Raw genomic sequence first — 21056 nt, forward strand, 5'->3', positions numbered from 1 at the left:
AACGAGACGCGCCGCGGACCTGCCAGTGCGCTACGACAAGATCAGATCCGCCGCTTTCTCACCGATCATGACCGCCGGCGCGTGCGTGTGCCCGCGCGTGATCACCGGCATGACCGACGTGTCGGCGACGCGCAGCCCCTCGACCCCGCGCACCCGCAGCTGCGGATCCACCACCGTGCTCTCGTCCTTGCCCATGGCGCAGGTGCCGACGGGGTGATACAGCGTGTGCGCGTGATCCTCGAGGCAGCGCCGCAGCACCTCCTCCAGCGGGGTGTCGGCGGGGACGGCGGGCTGCATGAGTTCGCCGATGTGCTCCTTCAACGCCGGCTGCTGCGCGATCTCGACGCATTGCCGCAGCCCCGCCAGCAGCGCGGCGCGATCGGCGGGTTCGGCGCAGTAGCGCGGGCTGATGCGCGGCGCGGTGAACGGGTCGGGGGAGGTGAGGGTGATGCTGCCGATGGATTCCGGCTTGAGCAGCACCGCGGCGAAGGTGAGCGCGTGCCCGTCGGGCTCGCCCAGACCCTCGGCGATATAGGGCGCGGGCGCGAAGATGAGTTCCAGGTCGGGCAGATCGAGACCCTCGCGGCTGCGCGTGAACCCGTATGCCTCACCGATATTGGAGGTGAGCTGTCCGCGTCGCAGCACCAGATAGTTGGCGAGTTCGAGCAGGTTCTTGTCCGCCCCGTACAGGCTGCCCGCACTCGTCCGGTAGACGATGGGCGCGGCCAGATGGTCGCGCAGACCGCGCCCGACCTCGGGCAGATGCTGCAGCACCGGAATCCCCAGTTCCTGCAGTCGGTCGGCGTCGCCGATCCCGGACAGCATCAGCAATTGCGGGCTGTTGATCGCCCCGCCGGACAGGATCACCTCCCGCTTGGCGCTGATCTGCTTGAGCTGCCCGTCCATCCGGTACTCCACGCCGACGGCCCGCCGGCCCTCGAACAGCACCCGGGTGACGTGCGCGTCGGTGAGAGCGGTGACATTGCGGCCCTGCTGGCGCGCGGGCCGCAGATAGGCGTCGGCGGTGGACCAGCGCGCGCCGCGCTTCTGGGTCACCATGGTCTGCGAGAACCCTTGCGGCCGATCGCTGTTGGCGCGTTCGACCGGGTATCCGGCTTCGGCGACGGCCTGCAGGTAGGTGTGGGTGAGCGCGCGCGGACTGCGCTGGCGCGAGATGTGCAGCGGCCCCTTGCGGCCTTCGCCCGGCTCGCCGGCCTCCTCGACGGCTTCCATCTTCTGGAAGTACGGCAGCACTTTCTCGTAGGACCATTCCGGTCCCGCGTAGCGCCCCCACTCGTCGTAGTCGGCGGCGAATCCGCGCACCCACATCATGGCGTTCATGGACGACGACCCGCCGAGCATCTTCCCGCGCGGCCAGTACACCTGCCGATCGCTGAGTTCGGGCTGCGGTTCGGTGCGGTAGTTCCAGTCGAAGGGCCCTTGGAACAGCTGGTTGAACGCGGCCGGAATGTGCGCGTACTTGTCCTTGTCCTCGCCGCCGGCCTCCAGGACCACGACGCTGGTGCCCGGTCGTTCGCTCAGTCGTGCGGCCAGCGCCGCGCCCGCGGATCCCGCTCCGACCACGACGAAATCGGCGGTGTGCGGGGTGTATTGGGTCATCGTGACTCCTCCGAAAGACCACGGCGGAGCCGCTGCCGGACTCCCTGCCGTCCCATGCCGCTAACCCTAGGGCGGATATCGCCCGGTCGTGGGGTGGTTGGGCGGACCTACACGAAAACGGCTGGCGGGCCCCCATTAGGCTCAATACCCATGATCGACCTTCGATTCCTGCGGGAAAACCCGGAAGCGGTTCGTGCGTCGCAGCGTGCTCGCGGTGAGGATCCGTCTCTGGTGGACACCCTGCTCGAGGCGGACGCCGCCCGGCGCGCGGCGGTCGCGACGGCCGACAATCTGCGTGCCGAGCAGAAGGCCCTGGGCAAGAAGGTCGGCAAGGCGTCCCCCGACGAGCGCACCGAGCTGCTGAAGCTGGGCCAGGAGCTGTCGGCGAAGGTCAAGGAGGCCGAGGCCGCCGAGAACGCCGCCGACGCCGAGATGGTCGCCGCCCAGCGCGCGCTGTCGAACGTCGTGCAGGAGGGCGCGCCCGCCGGCGGCGAGGACGACTACATCGTGCTCGAACACGTCGGCGCCCCGCGCGAATTCGATTTCGAGCCCAAGGATCACCTGGATCTGGGTGAGTCGCTGGGCCTGATCGATATGGAGCGCGGCGCGAAGGTGTCGGGTTCGCGCTTCTACTTCCTCACCGGTTACGGCGCGCTGCTGCAGCTGGGTCTGTTGCAGCTGGCCGCGCAGAAGGCCACCGCCAACGGTTTCACCATGATGATCCCGCCGGTGCTGGTGCGTCCGGAGGTCATGCAGGGCACCGGTTTCCTGGGCCAGCACGCCGCCGAGGTCTACCACCTCGAGGAGGACGACCTGTACCTGGTCGGCACCTCGGAGGTGCCGCTGGCGGGCTATCACTCGGGCGAGATCCTGGATCTGGGCGCGGGCGCCAAGCGCTATGCCGGCTGGTCGTCGTGCTTCCGTCGCGAGGCGGGCAGCTACGGCAAGGACACGCGCGGCATCATTCGCGTGCACCAGTTCGACAAGGTGGAGATGTTCGTCTACACCACGCCGGATCAGGCCGACGCCGAGCACCGGCGGTTGCTGGCCTGGGAGCAGGAGATGCTGGCCGCCATCGAGGTGCCCTACCGCGTCATCGATGTGGCCGCGGGCGATCTGGGTTCCTCGGCAGCGCGCAAATTCGATTGCGAGGCTTGGGTTCCCACCCAGCAGACCTACCGCGAGCTCACCTCGACCTCCAATTGCACGACGTTCCAGGCGCGTCGGCTCAATGTCCGGTACCGCGACGAGAAAGGCAAGCCGCAGATCGCCGCCACCCTGAACGGCACCTTGGCCACGACTCGGTGGATTGTCGCTCTGCTGGAAAACCATCAGCAAGCCGACGGTTCGGTGCGAGTGCCCGCTGCGCTGGTGCCTTTCGTGGGCGTCGACGTGCTGAAACCGCGCTGAGAATTCGCTACTCGGCGTGGCTTATTCCTACGGTTGTGTCTACCGCTGGCAGCGCTTATGTCTAGGCTAGGCACCGTGCGAGGAATCGGGTCTCGCGGCGATACCCGAACCCGGGTGCGGGCGGCATCGGCGCTGGCGACGGCAATGGTCATGGCTCGGACCACCGGAGCGTTCTACGTCATGGGCGGGCTGCTCGGTCTGATCCTGACCGCGGTCGCCCCGGGTGATGAGGGCAATCGGCCGCTGGTGGGCGCGGCGGCGTTCGTGGCGCTGCTGTTGGGTATCAGCCTGCTGATCTGGGGTCCGCGGCTGCCGCATTCGGTGCATCACGCCTATGTGGCGACCGCGACGGTGCTGGTGACCGTTGCGGTGCACTGGTTTCCGAATACCGTCGGCGCGATCAGCTTGGCCGCGTTCTACGTGTTCGTGGCGTGTGACGCCGCGATCTTCTTCTCCTGGCGTTGGCTGGGCGCGCATCTGGCGTTCGCCATCGCCATGTGCCTGTGGGTGGTGCCGTCGCGCGGCTTGCCGTGGTGGTCGGGCATCATCCCGGCGGGCATCACCTTCGGAATCGGCATCGTGGTCGGCATTCTCACCCGCATGGCCTCCGACGCCGATATCGACGTGCTGACCGGTCTGCTGAACCGCCGCGGTTTCGATCGCGCGCTGAGCAATGCCATCGCGCACGCCACCCGCACCGGTCAGGGTCTGGCTTTGGTGCTGGTGGACCTGGATCGCTTCCAGAAGATCAACGACCATCTCGGGCACCGGGCCGGCGACGCCGTGCTGCAGCGGGTGGCCGACACCTGGTCCAAGCTGCTGGCCCCGGAGCAGCGGCTGGCCCGCTACGGCGGTGACGCGTTCGCGCTGCTGCTGCCTGGCACCACCGAGCAGGCCGCGATCCTGTTGACCGAGGAGCTGCGCGCCGCGGTCACCACCGGCTGTTCGGCGGGCGTGACCTCCTGGCAGCCGGGCGAATCCGGTTCGCTGCTGGTGTCGCGCGCGGATGTCGGCCTGTATCGGGCCAAGCAGGCGGGCCGCAATCGCACGGTGCTGGAGTCCTCGCGGCAGCTGCCGCTGGCGGTGGAGCTGCGCGAGGCCATCGACCGCGGCACCCTGGATGTCCAGTACCAGCCGATCGTTTCGCTCGCCGACGGCGCGACCCGCGCGGTCGGGGTGGAGGCGCTGCTGCGCTGGTCCTCGAACGCGCAGCCGGACGTGACCACCGAGGGACTGATCCGCGTCGCCGAGGAGTACGACCTCATCTCGGACCTGGACGAGCTGGTGCTGCGCCGCGCCTGCGCCGACGCCGCCCGGTTGCAGGAGACCTTCGCCCAGCTGGATCTGACGTTGAACGTCAATGTCAGCGGACTGGAACTCGCCGAAACCGAGTACGCCGACCGGGTTTCCGGCATCCTCACCGAAACCGGTTGGCCCGCAGAGCAACTCGTGCTCGAGGTGACCGAGTCCGAGCTGGCCGCCGAATCCGAGACCGCCATCGCGAACCTGCACAAGCTGCGCGAGCGCGGCGTCCGCATCGCCATCGACGATTTCGGCACCGGCTACTCCTCGCTGTCGCGGCTGGCCACGCTGCCGTCGGACATCCTCAAGGTGGATCAGTCGTTCGTGGCGGCCATCCGCTCCGATTCCCCGGCCCCGCCGCTGCTGGGCGTCATTGCCGCGCTGAGCAAGTCCCTCGATCTCCAGGTGATCGCCGAGGGCGTGGAGACCGAGTACCAGGCCGCGGTGCTCACCGAACTCGGTTTCGCGCTGGCTCAGGGCTACCACTACAGCGATTCGCATCCGGTGTCGGAGCTCATCAACGATCTCAACGAGCGGCACGGCCTGGTCGGCGCGGGGGTCGCGGAGGGTGAGCCGTCCACCAATGGCTGGATTCCCCTGGACAATCCGCTTGACGGTGGGGCGCCCGGCGCGCAGAGTTGACGCATGCGGCTGTTGATCTACGCCTGTTGATTCGTCCTTCGTAGCGTCCCGCAGCGGGCTCTCGCGAGTCGTGCGCTGCCGCCGGGCGCGTCCTCCTCGACACGTGCGCTGATGCTGCGCGTGGTGCTGTTCGCGTTCACCGCCGACCTGATCCCGCTCTACGCCGTCTACGCCCTGCTGTTCGCCGACCACGGATTGAACGCGGCGCAGATCTCGTCGCTGTTCGCGCTCTGGTCGGCGACGTCGTTCCTGCTGGAGATCCCCGCCGGCGCCTGGGCCGACACGGTTTCGCGCCGCGGACTGCTCATCCTGTCCGGCGCGCTGCTCGCGGCGGGCTTCACCGTCTGGACCCTGTACCCGACCTATCTGGGATTCGCCGCCGGTTTCGTCCTCTGGGGCACTGCCGGCTCTCTGCGCTCCGGCACCTTCGAGGCTCTCGTCTACGACGACCTGCACGCCCGCGCCGCCACCGCCGACTATCCCCGTCTCATGGGCTACACCCGCGCCGCGACCGAATCCGCCGCTCTCGCAGGCATTCTCGCCGCCGCCCCGCTCTACGCCTGGGGCGGCTACACCCTCGTCGCCTGGGCCAGCGTAGCCCTGGCCGCCGTCCATACCGTCGCGGCAACCCTGCTGCCCGGCGCGCCGAAAGCGGTGTCTGCCAAGGAAATCGAGGAGTTGGAGCTGGACGACAACGGCGATGTCCACGACGACGGCGATGTCCACGAGGGTGACTCGGTAGTGTGCACGCCCGATCCGGCTTCTAGCGGTTACCTCTCCATCCTGCGTGCCGGAATGCGGGAAGCCCTGCGCGTGAGAGTGATTCGGCGCGGTGTGATCCTGGTAGCGCTGTTGAACGGCGTCACCGCGTTCGACGAATATTTCGCCCTGCTCGCGGGGCATGTCGGTGCGGGACCGTCGCTGGCCGCGGTCCTGGTGGGTGTGACGGTAGCCGGAGCCTTGGCCGGTGCGATGCTCGCCGGTCGCACCGAGGGCATATCGACCCGGCTGCTGGCCGCGGCGCTGGCGGTGGCGGGTGTGCTGTTCATCGGTGGCGCGCTGCTCGCGGGCGCGGCCGCTCACCACCCCGCCGCCCTGTATGTGCTGACAGCCGTGGGTTTCTCGGCGGTCGGCATCGCCTACGGGATCGACTACAACGCCGACGTGATCGCCGGGGCTCGCCTCCAGGACGCCATTTCCGGTCCGGCCCGCGCCACCGTCACCTCGGTCTCGGGTTTCGCCACCGAGCTGGTCGCCCTGCTGGTCTTCGCCTTCGCGGCGGTCGCCACCGCGTGGTTGTCGTTGCCGCTCATGGTCGCGCTGCTCGGCGTCCCGCTCGTGCTGGCCGCCGCACTGGTTCCGACCTGGTTGCCCCGCGGCGCACCATCCCGCTCCGAGCTGCGGTGAGCCCGATCCGGGCGGTCGGTCGACAAGCGCTCGCGGGCGGCGGGGAGAATCGGGGAGTGGCGGCGCGGCGGTGGTTGGGGTTGGTGTTCGGGGCGTCCATCGGCGCGGCCGTCGCCACGCAGGCGCGCATCAACGGTGAGTTGGGGCATCGGCTGGGTGACGGGATCGCGGCGGCGACGATCAGTTTCGGCAGCGGCCTGCTGATTCTCGCGGTGGTGTTCGCGGCCAGCGGCCGGCTGCGCACCGGACTGGGCCGGGTGCGGTCCGCCCTGAAAACCGGCGAGTTGCGCTGGTGGCAATTACTCGGCGGCCTGTCCGGCGCTTATTTCGTTGCCTGCCAAGGACTTACGGTGGCGGCGATCGGCGTCACCGCTTTCACCGTGGCGGCGGTCGCCGGCCAGTTGGTGAGCAGTCTGGTGGTGGACCGCCTGGGCTGGGGCCCGAGCGGACGCACCCCGGTGACGGTCTGGCGCATCGGCGCGGCGGCACTTGGCCTGGTCGCGGTCCTGCTCGCGGTCCTCGGTCGCGACGGAACCGGTTCCGCCACCGACCATTCCGGTGCCTCCTGGCTCCTGGTGGCCCTACCCCTGATAGCCGGCCTGCTGGTGGCCTGGCAGCAGGCGGTGAACGGCCGCGTCGGCGTCATCGGCGGTTCGGCCTCGGCGACGCTGGCCAATTTCGCGACCGGAACCGCCGCCCTGGTCGTGATCGAGGCCGCGGTCCTGCTGCATCACGGCGGCATGGATCGGCTGCCCGGCGAGCCGTGGCTGTATCTCGGTGGCCTGATCGGGATTTCGTTCGTCGCGCTGGCCGTGGCCGTGGTGCGCTGGATCGGGGTGCTGCTGCTCGGCCTGACCTCGGTGGCCGGGCAGCTGCTGGCCTCGGTGGTGCTGGACGTGGTCGCGCCGACCGGCGCGGGCGTGTCCGGCCTGGCGGTGGTGGGCTGCCTGCTCACCTTCGTGGCGGTAGCGCTGGCGGCCCGGTCGCGGTGACCTCAGACCAGTTTCTTCGAGCGCAGCTCGTGGCCCTTGGAGGTCTTGCAGCGCCCGCTCTCCAGATCCCACTGCCACCCGTGCAGGTTGCAGGTGAGCGTATTGCCTTCCACCACACCGAATTTCGACAGGTCGGCCTTGAGGTGCGGGCAGCGCCGCTGCACTTCCCAGCCGTCGAGTTCGGTGGAGGCGGAATCGTCGTGCGCCTCGGCGAACCAGCCGTCGGCGTAGGCGATGCGCTCATCGGTGAGGCATTTGAAGAAGGTGTAGAGGAATTCGTTGTAGCCGCCGATGCGCCAGGTCGTGAAGCGCGTCGACAGGAAGATGGTGTTGACCCAGTCCGGTTCGTCGTCGCGCAGCACGGTGCGCACCAGCTCGGGCGCGATGCGGAATCCGTAGCGGTACTTGCCTTCTCCCTCGATGGGCTCGCGCACCACGCGCTTGGGGAAGTCCAGCACCACGGTTTCGTCGCCCATCACCAGGCCGACCGCGTAGCCGATGCCGTCGCAGATGAGATCGGACTGCGCCATGATCGGCTCGAATTTGGCCTTGAGTTGCGGCAGCAGCGGCTCGCCGGTCGCGGGCGCCCAGGTGGCCTTCTCGGCGGCCAGCACCGGGGCCATGCGCTGCGCCATGTCCTCGATGTAGGCGGCCTTGTCGCCGTAGATGGTGTCCGGGTCGACCGGGTGGGTGAGCGAATTCAGTTCCTTGCCACGCAGATCCGCGACCGAGCCGGGGATCATGAGCAGCCCGCCGTCGTTTCCGTGGATCTTCATCTGATCCAGGAACACGATCTGGTCGGGGAAGATATTGCCCTCGTCGCCGTGGTCGTCGTTGAGGTAGCGCAGCTCGTCGTCGAGGAAGACCGGCGGGCCCGCCGACGGGACGACCCAGGTGGCCCCGACCTGCTCGATGTAGGAGCGGCAGCGATCCATGCCGCGCTGCCGCTTCTGCTTGCCGAAGTTGGCCTTGGTCTTGGCCGGAATGTCGTAGACCATCGGGTACCAGATGGCGCCGGAGTACTGCAGCAGGTGGATGTCCACGTGCCCGAAGTTGTCGTGCAGCACATCCATGTCGACCGGGCGCGCGTCGTTCATGTTGAAGCACACGGTTTCCCCGTCGGCGACGACCAGGGCGGAGTCGCCGATCGGTCCGTCGGCGGGCGCGCGCAGCGCGATGATCATGATGTCGAGGTCGCCGCCGGGGCCGGTGATCGTGGTCTTGACCGAGTCCTCGGTCTCCACGAACTTGGTGAAGCCGAGCTTCTCGAGTTCCCGCTTGAGATCCGGCACCGGGTAGTCGGGCAGCAGGACGGTGGCGTCCTTGTTCACCTTGTCGGCGAGGTGCTTGGCGTCCCAGTGGTCGCGGTGCAGATGCGAGACGTAGAGGAAATCGCAGTTGCCGAGCTCGTCCCAGTCCAGCTGGGTGTTGTCGGGGAACGGGAACCACGATCCGAAGTAGGCGGGGTTGACCCAGGGATCGCAGAGGATCGTCCCGGCCGCGGTTCGGATGTGGAATCCGGCGTGTCCGACGCTGGTGATCTGCACGAGCTTCATTCCTCCCTGACCGTTACCAGCCACCCAGAGTACTGGCTAGCCCGAGAGGTCGCCGATGCAGTAACCCTCGGCGCCCGACTTCAAGGTGTATATCTGCTTCGTCTGATTTCCCGCGGCGGTGGTGACGGGGACCGACACGGTGATGTAGCCGCCCCGCGGCCACTCCGACTTGATGGACTCGTCCACGAACGCCTTCACCGTGCCCGGCTTGGGCGGGTTCGCCGCGAGCGGCGGCGCCACCGGTTTCCCGGTCCCGTTCGGATCCCAGGTGCGGGCGGCCGGGCACAGCAGCGGGTACGCGTCCTCCCGATCCGCGGGATCGACCGGCTTGCCGATCGCGCGAGAAAGGAAGCGCCGCACCGTGTGTCGTGCGTCGGCGTCGTTGAATCCGGTGTCTCCGCCGGTCGGGTACACGTGCGGGCAGGCGTAGCCGGTGGCGATATCGCGGTTCTGCGCGGTGACGGTGAGGGTGGCGTTCTGCCACGTCACGGTGCCGCCCTCGGCCGTTCCCGGCCCGGCCAGAGCCTCGCGAACAGCCTGCGGGTCGGCGTACATGTCGCGCACATTGCGCGGTGCCATGGTCCAGCAGCGTGCGGTCATCTCGTCCAGTCCCCTGGGCAGGGTGGACAACCATTGCGCCACCGCAGCGGTGGCGTCCGGCCGGCCCGGCACCGCGCCCACTCCGCCGACCGAGGCGGGTGTCGCCAGCGCCGGGGCGGCGGTCTCGGCGGTGGCAGCGGAGTCCGCGTGCCAGTCGGTGCCCTCGATCCCGACGCGGGAATCGCAGCCGCTGCCCAGCCATCCCACCCCGACTATCAGCGTCCCGACCAGCCCCTGGCGGACTCGTTCACGCAGCGCTGTCCGGCCGTTCTCCACTCGTGCGAACCTCTTTCAGTGTCGAGAAGTCACATCAACTGAATTGCTGTTACCTGGATCACTGGATGCCGCGCGGGCAGCGACTACGCTAGCGGAACTGTGGAACCCGTCTACTACCCCGTCATCGGGCTGGCCCGCACGATCTTCGCGTTGCAGGGCCTGAAGTTCACCGTCAAGGGTGAGGAAAACATTCCGGCGACCGGTGGGGCGGTGATCGCCATCAACCACACCGGGTACATGGATTTCACGTACGCCGGGCTCCCCGCCCGCACCACGAAGCGCTACATCCGCTTCATGGCCAAGAAGGAAGTCTTCGACTCCGCGCTCTCGGGCCCGATCATGCGCGCCCTCAAACACATTCCCGTGGACCGCGCCGCCGGCGCCGAGTCCTACCACGAGGCCGTGAACCGCCTGCGCGCCGGCGAGCTGGTCGGCGTCTATCCCGAGGCCACCATCAGCCGCAGCTTCGAGATCAAGGAATTCAAATCCGGCGCCGCCCGCATGGCCATCGAGGCCGGCGTCCCCATCATCCCCATGGTCATCTGGGGCGCCCAGCGCGTCTGGACCAAGGGCCACCCGAAACGCCTGGGCCGCACCAACACCCCCATCTCCATCGCCGTAGGCAAGCCCATCGCCCCCTACGAGCCAGCCTCCGCCCTCACCGACCAACTGCACGCGACCATGCAGGAAATGCTCCTCGACCTGCAAAAGGACTACACCCACGACCCCGGCGCCTACTGGGTCCCCGCCCGCCTCGGCGGCTCCGCCCCCACCCTCGAGGAAGCCAACGCCCTCGACGCCGCCGAAGCCGCCGAGAAGGCAGCCCGCCGCACCCGGCCGCCGGCCGAATAGGCCGCGCGCGGCCATTCGTTCAGCCGGGCGGCCTGTCCCCGGGGTGAAGCACCCCGGGGACAGGCCGGCATTCATCGATGGTGCCCACTCGTCATCCGCCGCACGGTCTTCCGAACCCCGCCCCGCACATCCACCTTCTCGAAGTAACTGCTCTCATCACTCCGCCCCCGCCGCAGATGCCCGATCCCGAACCCTTCCCCGTTCGACAACACGATCCCCCGATCCGAAGCCCGTTCGATCCAGCACTCCACATCTCCCCGTCCACTGACCGAAACCCGAACGGCCACACCAGCCTTAGCCCACTCCGGCAGCCTGTTCACCTCTCCTCCCGTCGACTCGGGCCAAGGCCGCGGAAAATCCTCCGGCGCGATATACGGATTGGTCACGTCCTCATCCCGCCCGATGCCGCCCGTGCACCCGCCCCTTGTTCCGCAACGGAACCCTGCGCAACTCGATGGGCCCGGCCATGAGCAGCGGCCCGCTACCGGTCGACGCCCCCTGCAACCCGTCGTGGTCCACACTCCAGCGGATACCCGCCACGAGTGCGAGGAAGGCGGCGGCGCTGAGTAGGAAAGTCCATATTTCAAAAGGCATTTCAGCATCCCTTCGAGTCGGTTTTCAACCAGACGGTGCTTCGAAGACCTCTCCAGCTCACCCTGAAATATGGTCGTGGACAACCGAATCTGAATGATTCACCATGGTTCCCCCAAACGTGCACGGTAGAATTCATTCTCGAAGCTCGTTTGATTCTGGCCATCCACCGTGTGATTCACGACCGCCTGAAACCTCGTTCAGGACGCGCCTGTTTCGCATTCGCGCAGGGAGGGAAGATGTCTCAGAACGGATCGACAATCCCGCGGCGGCAACTCGGGCGGCACCTCCGCGATCTACGCCAGCAGGCGGGTATGACGATCGCGAGCGTCGCGAAGGCGATCGAACGAGGGGATTCAACGGTGCAGCGGCTGGAGACCGCCGATCCCGCTGTCAAGATTCGGCTCTGGGACATCGAGGCAATCTGCCGGGTGCTCGGGGCCGATGATACGACCACCGAGGGTTTGAAAGGTCTCGCGCAGCAGGCCAACACCAAACATTGGTGGCACGAGTACGGCGACGTGATCCCCGAGGATTTCGACGTCTACATAGGGCTCGAAACTGACGCGAAGCAACTGGTGTCCTATGCCGAACTGGTTCCGGGACTTGCGCAAACAGCTCTGTTCGCCCGCTCGCTGTTCATGACCGTTCATCCCGATGTGCCCGATTCGGAGATCGACCGTCGCGTCGAGATACGGATGAATCGGCAGGTGCTGTTCACTCGCAAGGCCAATCCGATCAAGGTGGACATGGTGCTGGACGAATCGGCGCTTCATCGAATGGTCGGCGGTCCGAAGATCATGTCTGCCCAGCTGCGCCACCTCGCGGCCCTGAGCACCAGAGACAACTTTTCGATCAGGGTCCTCCCGTATTCGGCCGGCTTCCCACTCGGTGACCCGACAGGCCCCTTCATCGTGCTGGACTTCGGTACCGGGCCGGAGGGTCAGCCGGTCGAACCGACCGTTGTCTATGTCGAAAGTTTCACCGGAGCAATGTATTTCACCGACCAACGGGCCGTCGATCGCTATCAGCGCGCGGCCATCCAACATCGGAGACTAGCGTTGGGTGAGCAGGCCAGCAGGGACCTGCTCCGCAAGGCAGCAAGGGAGTTCTCGGCGTGAAGTTCGACTGGTCGAAGGCGAAGTGGCGCAAGAGCACGTACAGCGGTGGTAGTGGTGGCGAATGCGTCGAAGTCGCCTTCGCCGTCGGCCAGGTCGGGGTTCGAGACTCCAAGGACCGTCAAAGCCCGGTTCTCGTCTTCAGTGATCGGGCCTGGGACGTCTTCATAGCCAGCAAAGTCTGGGAGCTCTGAGGGGCAGCAGGCGGCCCGTCGTGGGCCGAGTCACGGTGAAGCAACGGATCTTTTCCGCGAGATCCGTTCCGATTCGTACAAGCGATCGCCACCCATCAACCCCCAAAATCATCGAATGATCGAACGCATCCACCCCTACGTCGGAACCCCCGATCCGAAGGCTTCCGCCGACTTCTACACGACTCTCTTCGCGCTCGAAATCGCCATGAAATCCCCTGTTCTCGGCCTACGCGCCCCCGGCAATCCCGCAGCACAACTGCTCCTCCTCCCACCCGATCCCGAAACCCCCACCCCCCACCTCGGCATCGACGTAGGCGACCCCACCCAAGTAGACGCCGCCTACCACGCGGCCCTGCGCCACGAATCCAAAATCGTCTACCCCCTAACCAGCGAACCCTGGTCAGTCCGCCGCTTCTTCGTAGAAGACCCCACCGGCACCATAATCAACGTCCTCGCCCACAACCCTCCCCGCTGAGTGGCACACCAGCGAGGCTGATCCGGGCAAATCCCCTCGCTCAGGTGCCACTCAACGGAGGCCGGTAGGGCAAGAAGGCCGGAGAATTTGCGCGCGGCCAAACGATTTCGTCTCCGACGAGCGCCGCTCCGGTAACCGGCGTGTGGCCGATGCCGTGGAACCTGCGCTCGTCACGCAGGTAGGTGGGGTGGGGTTGTCCCGCGTTACCAAGTGCGGCGCACGGCGGCCTTGGGGCCGGCCACCAAGGTCTTCGCCGGTACGTCATCGGCCACGACAGCGCCGGCGGCGATCACGGAGTCCCGGCCGATGCTGACGCCGGGCAGGATCATCGCGCCGGCGCCGATCCACACGTTCTCCGCGACATCTATTGGTGCGCCGGTGAGGAATTGGCGTCGCTCCTCCGGGTCTACCGGGTGGCCCATGGTGATGAACGTGGCCTTCGGGCCGATCATCACACCCCGGCCCAACCGGATACCGGCGTAGTCCAGAAACGTGCACCCCTGATTGATGAACACGCGCTCGGCCAAGTCGAGGCGAAGGCCATGGTCGGTGTAGAACGGCGGGTAGATCGTGACTCCGGCCGGGAGGGGGCGGCCCAGGATTTGTTCGAGCAGGGCCGTCTTTCCGGTCTCGTCGTCGAAGGGCAGGATGTTGAGCCGAGAGGTCAACGCGGTGACCTGCACAACCCGCTCGTGCATCGCGGTGAACTCGGCGCCGAGCACCCTTTCGCCCTGAGCCTGCCGCTCGGCATCGTGGATCAGCATGAAGTTGTCACTCGCCATCCCGCCATACTCGCGCATCCGAGTGGGGGACAGTTACTCGGTCATCGACATGAACCGGGAGTGCTCGAGGCCGGGTCGGGTTCGGGGAATGGTTCGAACGGCGGCGCTCCTCACCAGGGCACCGTCCCGGAGTCGTTGAAGAACCCGCCGGTCGGTCCGTCGTCCGGAAGGGTCGCGAGGTGAATCGCGATAGCCGCACCCTGTTGCGGCGTACGGTCGCCGCTGAAACCCGTGAACTCGGTGGCGGTCAAACCGGGGCAGGCCGAGTTGATCAGGATGTTGGTATCCTTCAGCTCCTTGACGTACTGGATGGTGACGGCATTGAGGAAAGTCTTCGACGCCAAGTAGGCAGCGGGAACCGGACCCATGTCGACGCCGGGCGTGGTCTGCAGCGTCAGCGATCCAACACTGCTGGACATGTTGACGATTCGCGGCGAAGCCGACGCGCGCAGCATCGGCAGCATCGCATTGGTCACCCGAACAACCCCGATCACATTGGTTTCCACAATGATTCGCACGGTCGCGGGATCGACCGTGGACGGAGTCTGCGACCTATCACCCGTAACACCATTGATCCCCGCATTGTTCACCAGCACATCCAGCCCTCCTGCATGGTCAGCGATCAATTCCGCCGCCGCCACCACACTCCCGTCATCGGTCACGTCGAGCGGCACCCCGAACGCATCAACCCCCTCCGCACGCAACTTCTCCACCGCCATATCCCGCCGCCCCCGATCCCGCGCCCCCACCCCAACCCGCCACCCCAACCCGCCCAACCCCGCCGCAATCTCATATCCAATCCCCTTGTTAGCCCCAGTCACCAACACAATCGTCTTCTCACTCATACCGTCGAGCATGCTGCCGACCCGTGCGCAACGTCCAAGACCGAACGGGTGGGCAACGATACCGCCCAGGTATCGATCGAGGTGAACCTCCCGATTCGTCAAATGGGTCATGATCGAGCCATGGACGGTGTGCTGGTGTTGGTGAATGGACTTCCTGGCGCGGGAAAGACAACTCTCGGCAGGGGCCTTTCCGAGGTGCTGGGCGCATGGTTCCTGTCCAAGGATGTCGTCAAGGAGTCGTTGGCAGGCGTCATCGAAAACGCTACCGAACCACCCGAATTGGGCGGAATCGCCATGGACGCCACCTGGGCATTGGCGAGCTTGTCGCCGGTCGATGTGGTTATCGACTCGTGGTGGTTCAAGCCCCGGGATCTCGCCTTCGCCCAGGCGGGAATCCAGCGAACCGGCGCGCGCAGCATTGTCGAGGTGTGGTGCGAGATCCCTGCCGACATCGCGAAATCCAGATACGCCGCACGTCAACGCGCGCCAATCTACCGAGACGAGCAGCGTCTGGCCGAGCACTGGGACGACTGGGTTGCCCGCGCAGCCCCGCTCGACGTGGGACCGGTGCTGTTCGTGGACACCACACACGAAATCGACTACGCCGCTGTGGCATCCCGGGTGCGGGCACTCGCCGGAACTGAATAAGTGCGCTAGTGCGGTTGTGTAGGGCGGAGGCGGGACTTTTTGACCTTGTTGCCGCAGGTGTTCATGGAGCACCAGCGGCGGTTGGAGGCTCGGCTGGTGTCGAGGTAGAGGCCGGCGCAGTGGGGGCCTTCGCAGGTTTTGATGCGGTTGCGGGTGGGGGCGCCGAGGGTTTGGATGGCGTTGGTGGCCAGGACGCCTAGGGCGTCTCGGACGGGGGCGGATTTGGTGAGGCGCCATTCGGCGCGTTCGGCTTGGCCGAGTGCGGCTTTCGCGTGGCCGGCGGCGGCGACCCTGTTGAGGGTGTGGATATCGCTGGGATGCGGTGGTTTACCCGCGGCGATCGCTGTGCCGGCGCGGTAGATCGCCTCGCGCAGTTCGAGGGCGGCGTGTAGATCGGCGGACGAGACGTGAGCGACATCGAATTCTGCGGCGGTCAGCCACAATTTCAGGCGCGCGGGGGAATCCAAGCGCTCTCGGGGCGCCGTGCCGGCGCGGTCGCTGACGGTGGCGGTGAATCGAAATGCCATGACCTCGTTGTCGATTCGGAAGACCTGACGTGCGTCTTCGGACATTTCAGCCTCCACTGTGAGCGGCAACCACGGCGAACCGTCTGAACCGGTTCGACACCAGCGTAACCCGCGTGGCATGGTGGAACCGTCTTGGACGGTTCGAGGAAGGGATGTGGGTCATGAGCGGTATCGCGGTCGTCGGTCTCGGAGTCATGGGGAAACCCATCGCGCGCAATCTCCTGAGTGCCGGCCACGACGTCGTGGTGTGGAATCGCTCCGACGAGCCCGCGGATGAACTGGTCTCGGCGGGCGCCCGCCGCGCAGGTACGGTCGCGGAGGCCATGCGCATGCCGGTGGTCTTCTCGATGCTGTCCGACGATCGAGCCGTCGCCGAGATTTTCCTCGACTCCGGTGTCCTGGCGCAGGCCGCGACCGGAACCGTTCACGTCAACCTCGCCACGGTCAGCACCGACCTGGCGCGCCGGGCGCACGCGGTGCATACCGAGCATGGTGTCGGCTACCTCGCGGCACCGGTCTTCGGTCGCGCCCCGGTCGCCGAAGCCGGTGCGCTCAATATCCTCGCGGCCGGTGACCCCGCGCTGATCGATCGCGTGCAGCCGCTTTTCGACGTGATCGGCTCGAAAACCTGGCGTCTCGGCGACCGCCCGGAGCAAGCCAATATCGTCAAGATCCTCGGAAATTACTTGATCCCGTGTGCAATTCAGTCTCTGGGCGAGGCCGTCAGCGTCGCGGAAGCCGCCGGCGTCGACTCCGGTCAATTCGTCGAGCTGCTCAGCTCGACGCTCTTCCCGGGACCCGTCTATACCGGTTACGGCGCGATGATCGCTGAACGCCGTTACCAGCCAGCGGGTTTCACCACGGCGCTGGGCCAGAAGGATCTGAACCTCGCCCTCGAAGCGGCAGCGGCCCAAAACATTCCACTCCCGATCGGTCAGCTGCTGCGCACCGTCTTCGAACAGGCCATCGCCGATGGTCGCGAAGCGGACGACTGGGCAGTCATCGCGGAACAGCAGCCGCGATGATTCCCTCGAAGGAATCGCACTGACGCGTCCTCCACGACAGTGTTGTGGTCATGAGCACGAATGCTGTTGAAACACTGCGCTATACCAAGATCGAGACGACGGCGGACGGAGGTTCGGCGTTCGTGGACGGGCGCATCGAGCTGTCCGTGCGGGAGGTGGCGACCGGCGTGATTCCCCAGGCGGTCGGCGAATTGGCCAGCGGGGGAGCGCTGTTCGTGCGCAGTGGCGAATTCGACAGCGCGCCCCATACGGCACCCGCACGGCAGTGGGTGGTGATGCTGCGCGGCTCCGTCGAGGTCACGGTCACCTCCGGGGAGAAGCGGGTGTTCGCTCCCGGAGATCTCCTGCTCGCCGCCGATGTCGACGGCCTCGGGCACCGCACCGCCACCCTCGGCGATCCGCCGTTCGAGGCCCTGTACATCGCAGCACCCGAGGAGGCGTCCGCACCCGCCGTCCCGGAGTGACCCGACCGATCACCGATCAGCCTCCGTCACAAGCGACACGTGAAGGAGCAAACTCGAAGCATGCGCGCAGAAGTGGCATCGATTTTCGATCCGATGTGGGCCGAGATCGCACCGATCGGGCGGGATGGCGGGACCGGCGGATACCGCCGGTATGCCTGGTCGGACGCGGATCTCTCACTGCGCGAATGGTTTCGGAGCTGCGCGGCCGCGCGATCGATGGATGTCGAGGAGGACCGCAACGGCAACCTGTGGGCCTGGTGGCTCCCCCGACATTGGATCGGCGAGCCCCGAGGCGCGTTCGTGACCGGCTCGCATCTGGATTCGGTGCCCGACGGCGGCGCGTTCGACGGCCCGCTGGGAGTCGTTTCGGCATTCACCGCGGTGGATGTGCTGCGAAGCCGCGGTGTCGAACCGACGATTCCCATTGCCGTGGTGGCTTTCTCGGACGAGGAGGGCGCGAGGTTCGGCGTCGCGTGCCTCGGCTCGCGGCTCACCGCGGGCGCGCTGGCACCCGAGCGTGCGCTGGGCCTGCGGGACAGCGACGGAATCACGGTGGCGGAGGCACTGACTCGTGCGGGACGGGATCCGCACGCACTCGGCCCCGATTCCACCCTCACCGATCGGGTCGGCGTCTTCGTGGAGCTGCACGTCGAACAGGGCCGCGCCCTGGACCTGCTGAATCGCCCCTTGGCGCTGGCCTCGGCGATCTGGCCGCACGGTCGCTGGGAATTCGATTTCACCGGCGAGGCCAACCACGCCGGGACGACCCGGCTGGTGGATCGTCGAGACCCGATGTTGCCGTTCGCCGCCGCGGTGCGGGCCGCACGAATCGAGGCGGCCGCGCGCGAAGCGGTCGCCACCTTCGGCAAGGTGCTCGTGGCACCCAATGGCACCAATGCGATTCCCTCGCGGGTGCGCGCCTGGCTCGACGCGCGGGCGGCCGACCAGCCGACCCTCGACGCGCTGGTGGCCCAGGTCATTCAGCTGGCGGCCGAGCAGGCCGCCGCCGACGGCGTAGAACTGGAGGTCCGCACCGAATCCCTGACGCCCAGAGTCGATTTCCCGACCGAAACCCGTGAGCGCCTGGCGACCGCGTTGTCCCACCTCGGCGACATCCCCGTCATCCCCACCCAGGCCGGCCACGACGCCGGCATCCTCGCCGCCCACGTCCCCACCGCAATGCTGTTCGTCCGCAACCCGACCGGCGTCTCGCACTCCCCGGCCGAGTTCGCCGAAGCGACCGACTGCCATACGGGCGCGTCAGCCTTGGCCGACGTGATGGCCGCCTGGGCCACCACGACTGACACACCCGACGGACCGACTGACACACCCGGCGGACCGACTGAACCACCCGGCGGAGCGAACTGAACCACCCGGCGGACCAACCGCGTCAGCTCGGATCGGACCCGCGCAGCGCCACGAGCCACACCGCCACGGCCGCCCCCACGACGGTCGCCCCCACGAACGCCGGCACCCCACCTCCCGCCGCGTACACCCACAACAACCCCGCGAACGGCCCCACGATCGCCGACTGCCCGTCCAACACCAGTCGCCGCCCGACCCCCGTGCGCCCCAACGCTTCCGAATCCGCCCGCGCAGGATTGTCGATCAAATTGCCCACCGGCTCCGAACCCCGAACCCGCCCAGCCGGATACACCCGCTGCCCGTCGACCCGCACCGCCCGCCCCTCGATCTCGGCCGTCTCCTGTGTGAACGTCACCAGCACCGGCTCGAAATACACCGGCAGCCACAACGCCTTCCCCGCCACCGTGCACTCCAGCCACGACCGGCTCACCAGCCGATGCTGCTGCCGCACCCGCCGCACCGCCATCTCCCGCGGCTGCCCGCCCGGCAACCCCGCCGGCAGATACCCCAACGCGACTGCGAACCGAAACCCGCTGTACCCCAATACGATCAACGACAGAGTGCCCAGCATCGCCACCTGCTCGGAATCGGCGAACGGCACCCAGGCGAGGATGACCACCAGGGTCCCCAGCGTCACGAGCGCGGGATAGGCCAGGGGATGGCCCGTCCGAACGATCACTTCAGAAAGCCGATCTTGGTGTAATCCTTGTCCGCCATGCCGAACGCCCCGTAGTTGGCGAGATCCTTACGCACGGCGAGGGTGCCCGCGGGCTGGTTGAACGGCAGCGACCACACCTCGTCCCAGATCATCCGATCGGCCTGATTGGCGAGCTCGATCGCCTTCGCCGGATCGAGTTCGGCGACCGCCTGATCGATCACGGCATTGAGTTCCGGCGAGCCGATCCGCGACTTGTTGCCGAGCCAATTGCTCGGGTTGTAGTAGAAGAGCTGCTTGAGGATGCCCAGCGGAAACGACGTGCCCCCGATGCTCCACTGCGCGAGATCGTAATTGCCGGGATCGATCACATTGGTGAAAAGCCCCTGCCCCGGCACGGTTTGGATGTCGAGCTTGACGCCGATCTTCTGGAAGTCGGCCTGAATGATCTTGGCGTCGTTCACCCAGGCGTCCTGCTGATACATGACGTCGCGAACGACCAGCTGTTTGCCGTCCTTCTCGCGCACGTCACCGCGGCGAACCCAGCCCAGGGCGTCGAGCTCCTTTGCGGCCTGATCCAGGTTGAAGGCGTAGGGAGCCGAATTGTCTTGGTAGCCAACCTGTCCCGAGACATACACGTGGTTGCCCAATGCCTTCGGATTGTCGACCACGCCGTGCAGGAAGGTCTCGACGATGGTCTGCCGGTCGACCGCCTTGGCGAGCGCCTGCCGCAGCTTCACATCCGCGAGGATGGATCCGGGCGCGCCATTGAACGCGATGAACGAATAACCCGGCGCCGGACTGCGCCGCACCTCCACACCGGGCGAATTCCGCGCCGTGGTGACCCCCTCGAGCCCCGGCGCCGCCGCCACGTCCAGCTCGTTGTTCTGCACGGCCGGCAGCATGGCCTGGGCATCCAGAACGCTCAATGTGATGGTGTCCAACTTTGGCGTCTCACCCCACCACTTGGGGTTGCGGCCCAACGTGATTCGATTCTGCGTGCGGTCGAGGTTCGTGATCACGAACGGCCCAGCGCTCACCGGCAGCGTAGTACGCGCCCAATTATTCAGTGCCTCAGGAGATTCCGTCGCCGCCTTGGGATACAGCGGCGAGAACATGCCCTTCCACTCGCCGTAAGGCTGCTTGTAGGTGACCACGGCCTGCCGATCGTCGACACCCCGCTCGACCGAGCCGATGCGGTCGTACCCGTCGGTCGACGACACCAGGTACCGATTGTCGGACCCGTTCTGCGCCTGGAACTCCGACCGCAGATCCTCCCAGGTGATGGGACTGCCGTCGGTCCACACCGCCTTGGGATTGATGGTGTAGGTGACCACTTGCGGGTTAGTGCTGGTCAACTGCACGTCGGTGAAGTAGTTCTTGTCGACGCTCAACTCGTTGGCGGCATTGCTGACGAACGGAGAACCCAGCAGCGGGCCGACCACACTGGCGGTATCGCCGGTCGTCCCGTCCACCTGCAGATAATTGAACGACTCCGGGAAGGAAGTCAGCGGCAACCGCAGATTCCCGCCGTCCTTCAGATCGGATACCGGATGCGGGTTGATGTCGTTGGTGGTGCCGAGTTCACCGCTCCCACTCGCACCGCCGCTGTCGGATCCGCAGCCGGACAAGACGAGTCCGACCGCGGCGATCGGGATCACGAATCGGATCGAGGTCGAAACCCTCCGCATGAAACGCTCCCTTCGCCGC

At 66.8% G+C, this 21056-nt stretch carries 21 protein-coding genes; 12 read left to right on the forward strand and 9 right to left on the reverse strand.

The window, feature by feature from the left end:
- Positions 1-30: 30 nt before the first annotated feature.
- Positions 31-1620, reverse strand: coding sequence for a GMC family oxidoreductase (locus D7D52_RS13625; protein ID WP_120736653.1), 1590 nt, complete (start codon positions 1618-1620; stop codon positions 31-33).
- Positions 1621-1770: 150 nt separating this feature from the next.
- On the opposite strand from D7D52_RS13625, the gene serS reads away from it, so the two are divergent.
- The 4 genes from serS (at position 1771) to D7D52_RS13645 (ending at position 7373) form a co-directional block, all read left to right on the forward strand.
- Complete coding sequence (serS, locus tag D7D52_RS13630; protein WP_120736654.1) at positions 1771-3030, forward strand: serine--tRNA ligase; 1260 nt, start codon at positions 1771-1773, stop codon at positions 3028-3030.
- A 75-nt stretch (positions 3031-3105) separates the two neighbouring features.
- On the forward strand, positions 3106-4974 hold the full coding sequence (locus D7D52_RS13635; RefSeq protein ID WP_246023853.1) for a putative bifunctional diguanylate cyclase/phosphodiesterase: 1869 nt from the start codon (positions 3106-3108) through the stop codon (positions 4972-4974).
- A 111-nt stretch (positions 4975-5085) separates the two neighbouring features.
- Entirely contained in the window at positions 5086-6381 is a 1296-nt protein-coding gene (locus D7D52_RS13640) for an MFS transporter (RefSeq protein ID WP_342775264.1), read from the forward strand.
- A gap of 56 nt (positions 6382-6437) precedes the next feature.
- Positions 6438-7373, forward strand: coding sequence for a DMT family transporter (locus D7D52_RS13645; protein ID WP_120736656.1), 936 nt, complete (start codon positions 6438-6440; stop codon positions 7371-7373).
- A gap of 2 nt (positions 7374-7375) precedes the next feature.
- Here the strand turns inward: D7D52_RS13645 and D7D52_RS13650 are convergent, their stop codons facing one another.
- Positions 7376-8920, reverse strand: coding sequence for a Rieske 2Fe-2S domain-containing protein (locus D7D52_RS13650; RefSeq protein WP_120744081.1), 1545 nt, complete (start codon positions 8918-8920; stop codon positions 7376-7378).
- Between the two features lie 45 nt (positions 8921-8965).
- Positions 8966-9805 carry a hypothetical protein gene (locus tag D7D52_RS13655; RefSeq protein WP_246023854.1) on the reverse strand — a complete coding sequence of 280 codons (840 nt, stop codon included), beginning with the start codon at positions 9803-9805 and terminating at the stop codon, positions 8966-8968.
- Between the two features lie 99 nt (positions 9806-9904).
- On the opposite strand from D7D52_RS13655, the gene D7D52_RS13660 reads away from it, so the two are divergent.
- A complete protein-coding gene (locus D7D52_RS13660) occupies positions 9905-10657 on the forward strand; it encodes a lysophospholipid acyltransferase family protein (protein WP_120736657.1) in 753 nt (250 codons plus the stop codon).
- Positions 10658-11047: 390 nt separating this feature from the next.
- Here the strand turns inward: D7D52_RS13660 and D7D52_RS13670 are convergent, their stop codons facing one another.
- Entirely contained in the window at positions 11048-11251 is a 204-nt protein-coding gene (locus tag D7D52_RS13670; protein WP_120736659.1) for a hypothetical protein, read from the reverse strand.
- Positions 11252-11487: 236 nt separating this feature from the next.
- Between D7D52_RS13670 and D7D52_RS13675 the strand changes: the two genes are divergently transcribed.
- The 3 genes from D7D52_RS13675 to D7D52_RS13685 all read left to right on the forward strand — a co-directional run bounded on the left by D7D52_RS13675 (position 11488) and on the right by D7D52_RS13685 (position 13035).
- Positions 11488-12369 (forward strand): helix-turn-helix domain-containing protein, encoded by an 882-nt coding sequence (locus D7D52_RS13675; RefSeq protein WP_120736660.1) that lies wholly within the window; start codon positions 11488-11490, stop codon positions 12367-12369.
- Complete coding sequence (locus tag D7D52_RS13680) at positions 12366-12560, forward strand: DUF397 domain-containing protein (RefSeq protein WP_120736661.1); 195 nt, start codon at positions 12366-12368, stop codon at positions 12558-12560. The genes D7D52_RS13675 and D7D52_RS13680 overlap by 4 nt, the downstream gene beginning before the upstream one ends.
- A gap of 115 nt (positions 12561-12675) precedes the next feature.
- Positions 12676-13035 carry a VOC family protein gene (locus tag D7D52_RS13685; protein ID WP_120736662.1) on the forward strand — a complete coding sequence of 120 codons (360 nt, stop codon included), beginning with the start codon at positions 12676-12678 and terminating at the stop codon, positions 13033-13035.
- A 203-nt stretch (positions 13036-13238) separates the two neighbouring features.
- Here the strand turns inward: D7D52_RS13685 and D7D52_RS13690 are convergent, their stop codons facing one another.
- Positions 13239-13835 carry a sugar O-acetyltransferase gene (locus D7D52_RS13690; protein ID WP_222932818.1) on the reverse strand — a complete coding sequence of 199 codons (597 nt, stop codon included), beginning with the start codon at positions 13833-13835 and terminating at the stop codon, positions 13239-13241.
- A 92-nt stretch (positions 13836-13927) separates the two neighbouring features.
- The gene (locus D7D52_RS13695) at positions 13928-14662 is read right to left on the reverse strand and encodes an SDR family oxidoreductase (protein WP_120744084.1); all 735 of its coding nucleotides are present in this window, start codon (positions 14660-14662) and stop codon (positions 13928-13930) included.
- 120 nt (positions 14663-14782) lie between these two features.
- Here D7D52_RS13695 and D7D52_RS13700 point away from each other — a divergent pair, with 120 nt between their 5' ends.
- Positions 14783-15310 carry a P-loop nucleotide/nucleoside kinase family protein gene (locus D7D52_RS13700; protein ID WP_162958300.1) on the forward strand — a complete coding sequence of 176 codons (528 nt, stop codon included), beginning with the start codon at positions 14783-14785 and terminating at the stop codon, positions 15308-15310.
- A gap of 5 nt (positions 15311-15315) precedes the next feature.
- Here the strand turns inward: D7D52_RS13700 and D7D52_RS13705 are convergent, their stop codons facing one another.
- Positions 15316-15882 carry a CGNR zinc finger domain-containing protein gene (locus D7D52_RS13705; protein ID WP_120736664.1) on the reverse strand — a complete coding sequence of 189 codons (567 nt, stop codon included), beginning with the start codon at positions 15880-15882 and terminating at the stop codon, positions 15316-15318.
- 116 nt (positions 15883-15998) lie between these two features.
- Here D7D52_RS13705 and D7D52_RS13710 point away from each other — a divergent pair, with 116 nt between their 5' ends.
- From D7D52_RS13710 to D7D52_RS13720, 3 genes are read left to right on the forward strand one after another with little or no spacing between them, the layout of a single operon-like run.
- Positions 15999-16862: an NAD(P)-dependent oxidoreductase gene (locus D7D52_RS13710; protein WP_120744085.1), complete on the forward strand. Its 864-nt coding sequence runs from the start codon at positions 15999-16001 to the stop codon at positions 16860-16862.
- Positions 16863-16912: 50 nt separating this feature from the next.
- Positions 16913-17326, forward strand: coding sequence for a cupin domain-containing protein (locus tag D7D52_RS13715; RefSeq protein ID WP_162958301.1), 414 nt, complete (start codon positions 16913-16915; stop codon positions 17324-17326).
- Between the two features lie 60 nt (positions 17327-17386).
- A complete protein-coding gene (locus D7D52_RS13720) occupies positions 17387-18694 on the forward strand; it encodes an allantoate amidohydrolase (protein WP_120736666.1) in 1308 nt (435 codons plus the stop codon).
- Between the two features lie 22 nt (positions 18695-18716).
- Here the strand turns inward: D7D52_RS13720 and D7D52_RS13725 are convergent, their stop codons facing one another.
- Positions 18717-19370, reverse strand: coding sequence for a hypothetical protein (locus D7D52_RS13725; RefSeq protein ID WP_187703149.1), 654 nt, complete (start codon positions 19368-19370; stop codon positions 18717-18719).
- The gene (locus tag D7D52_RS13730) at positions 19367-21037 is read right to left on the reverse strand and encodes an ABC transporter family substrate-binding protein (protein ID WP_120736667.1); all 1671 of its coding nucleotides are present in this window, start codon (positions 21035-21037) and stop codon (positions 19367-19369) included. Before D7D52_RS13730 ends, D7D52_RS13725 begins: the two co-directional genes overlap by 4 nt.
- Positions 21038-21056: the final 19 nt, after the last annotated feature.

It is taken from the genome of Nocardia yunnanensis (genome assembly GCF_003626895.1).
GTDB classification, from domain to species: domain Bacteria; phylum Actinomycetota; class Actinomycetes; order Mycobacteriales; family Mycobacteriaceae; genus Nocardia; species Nocardia yunnanensis.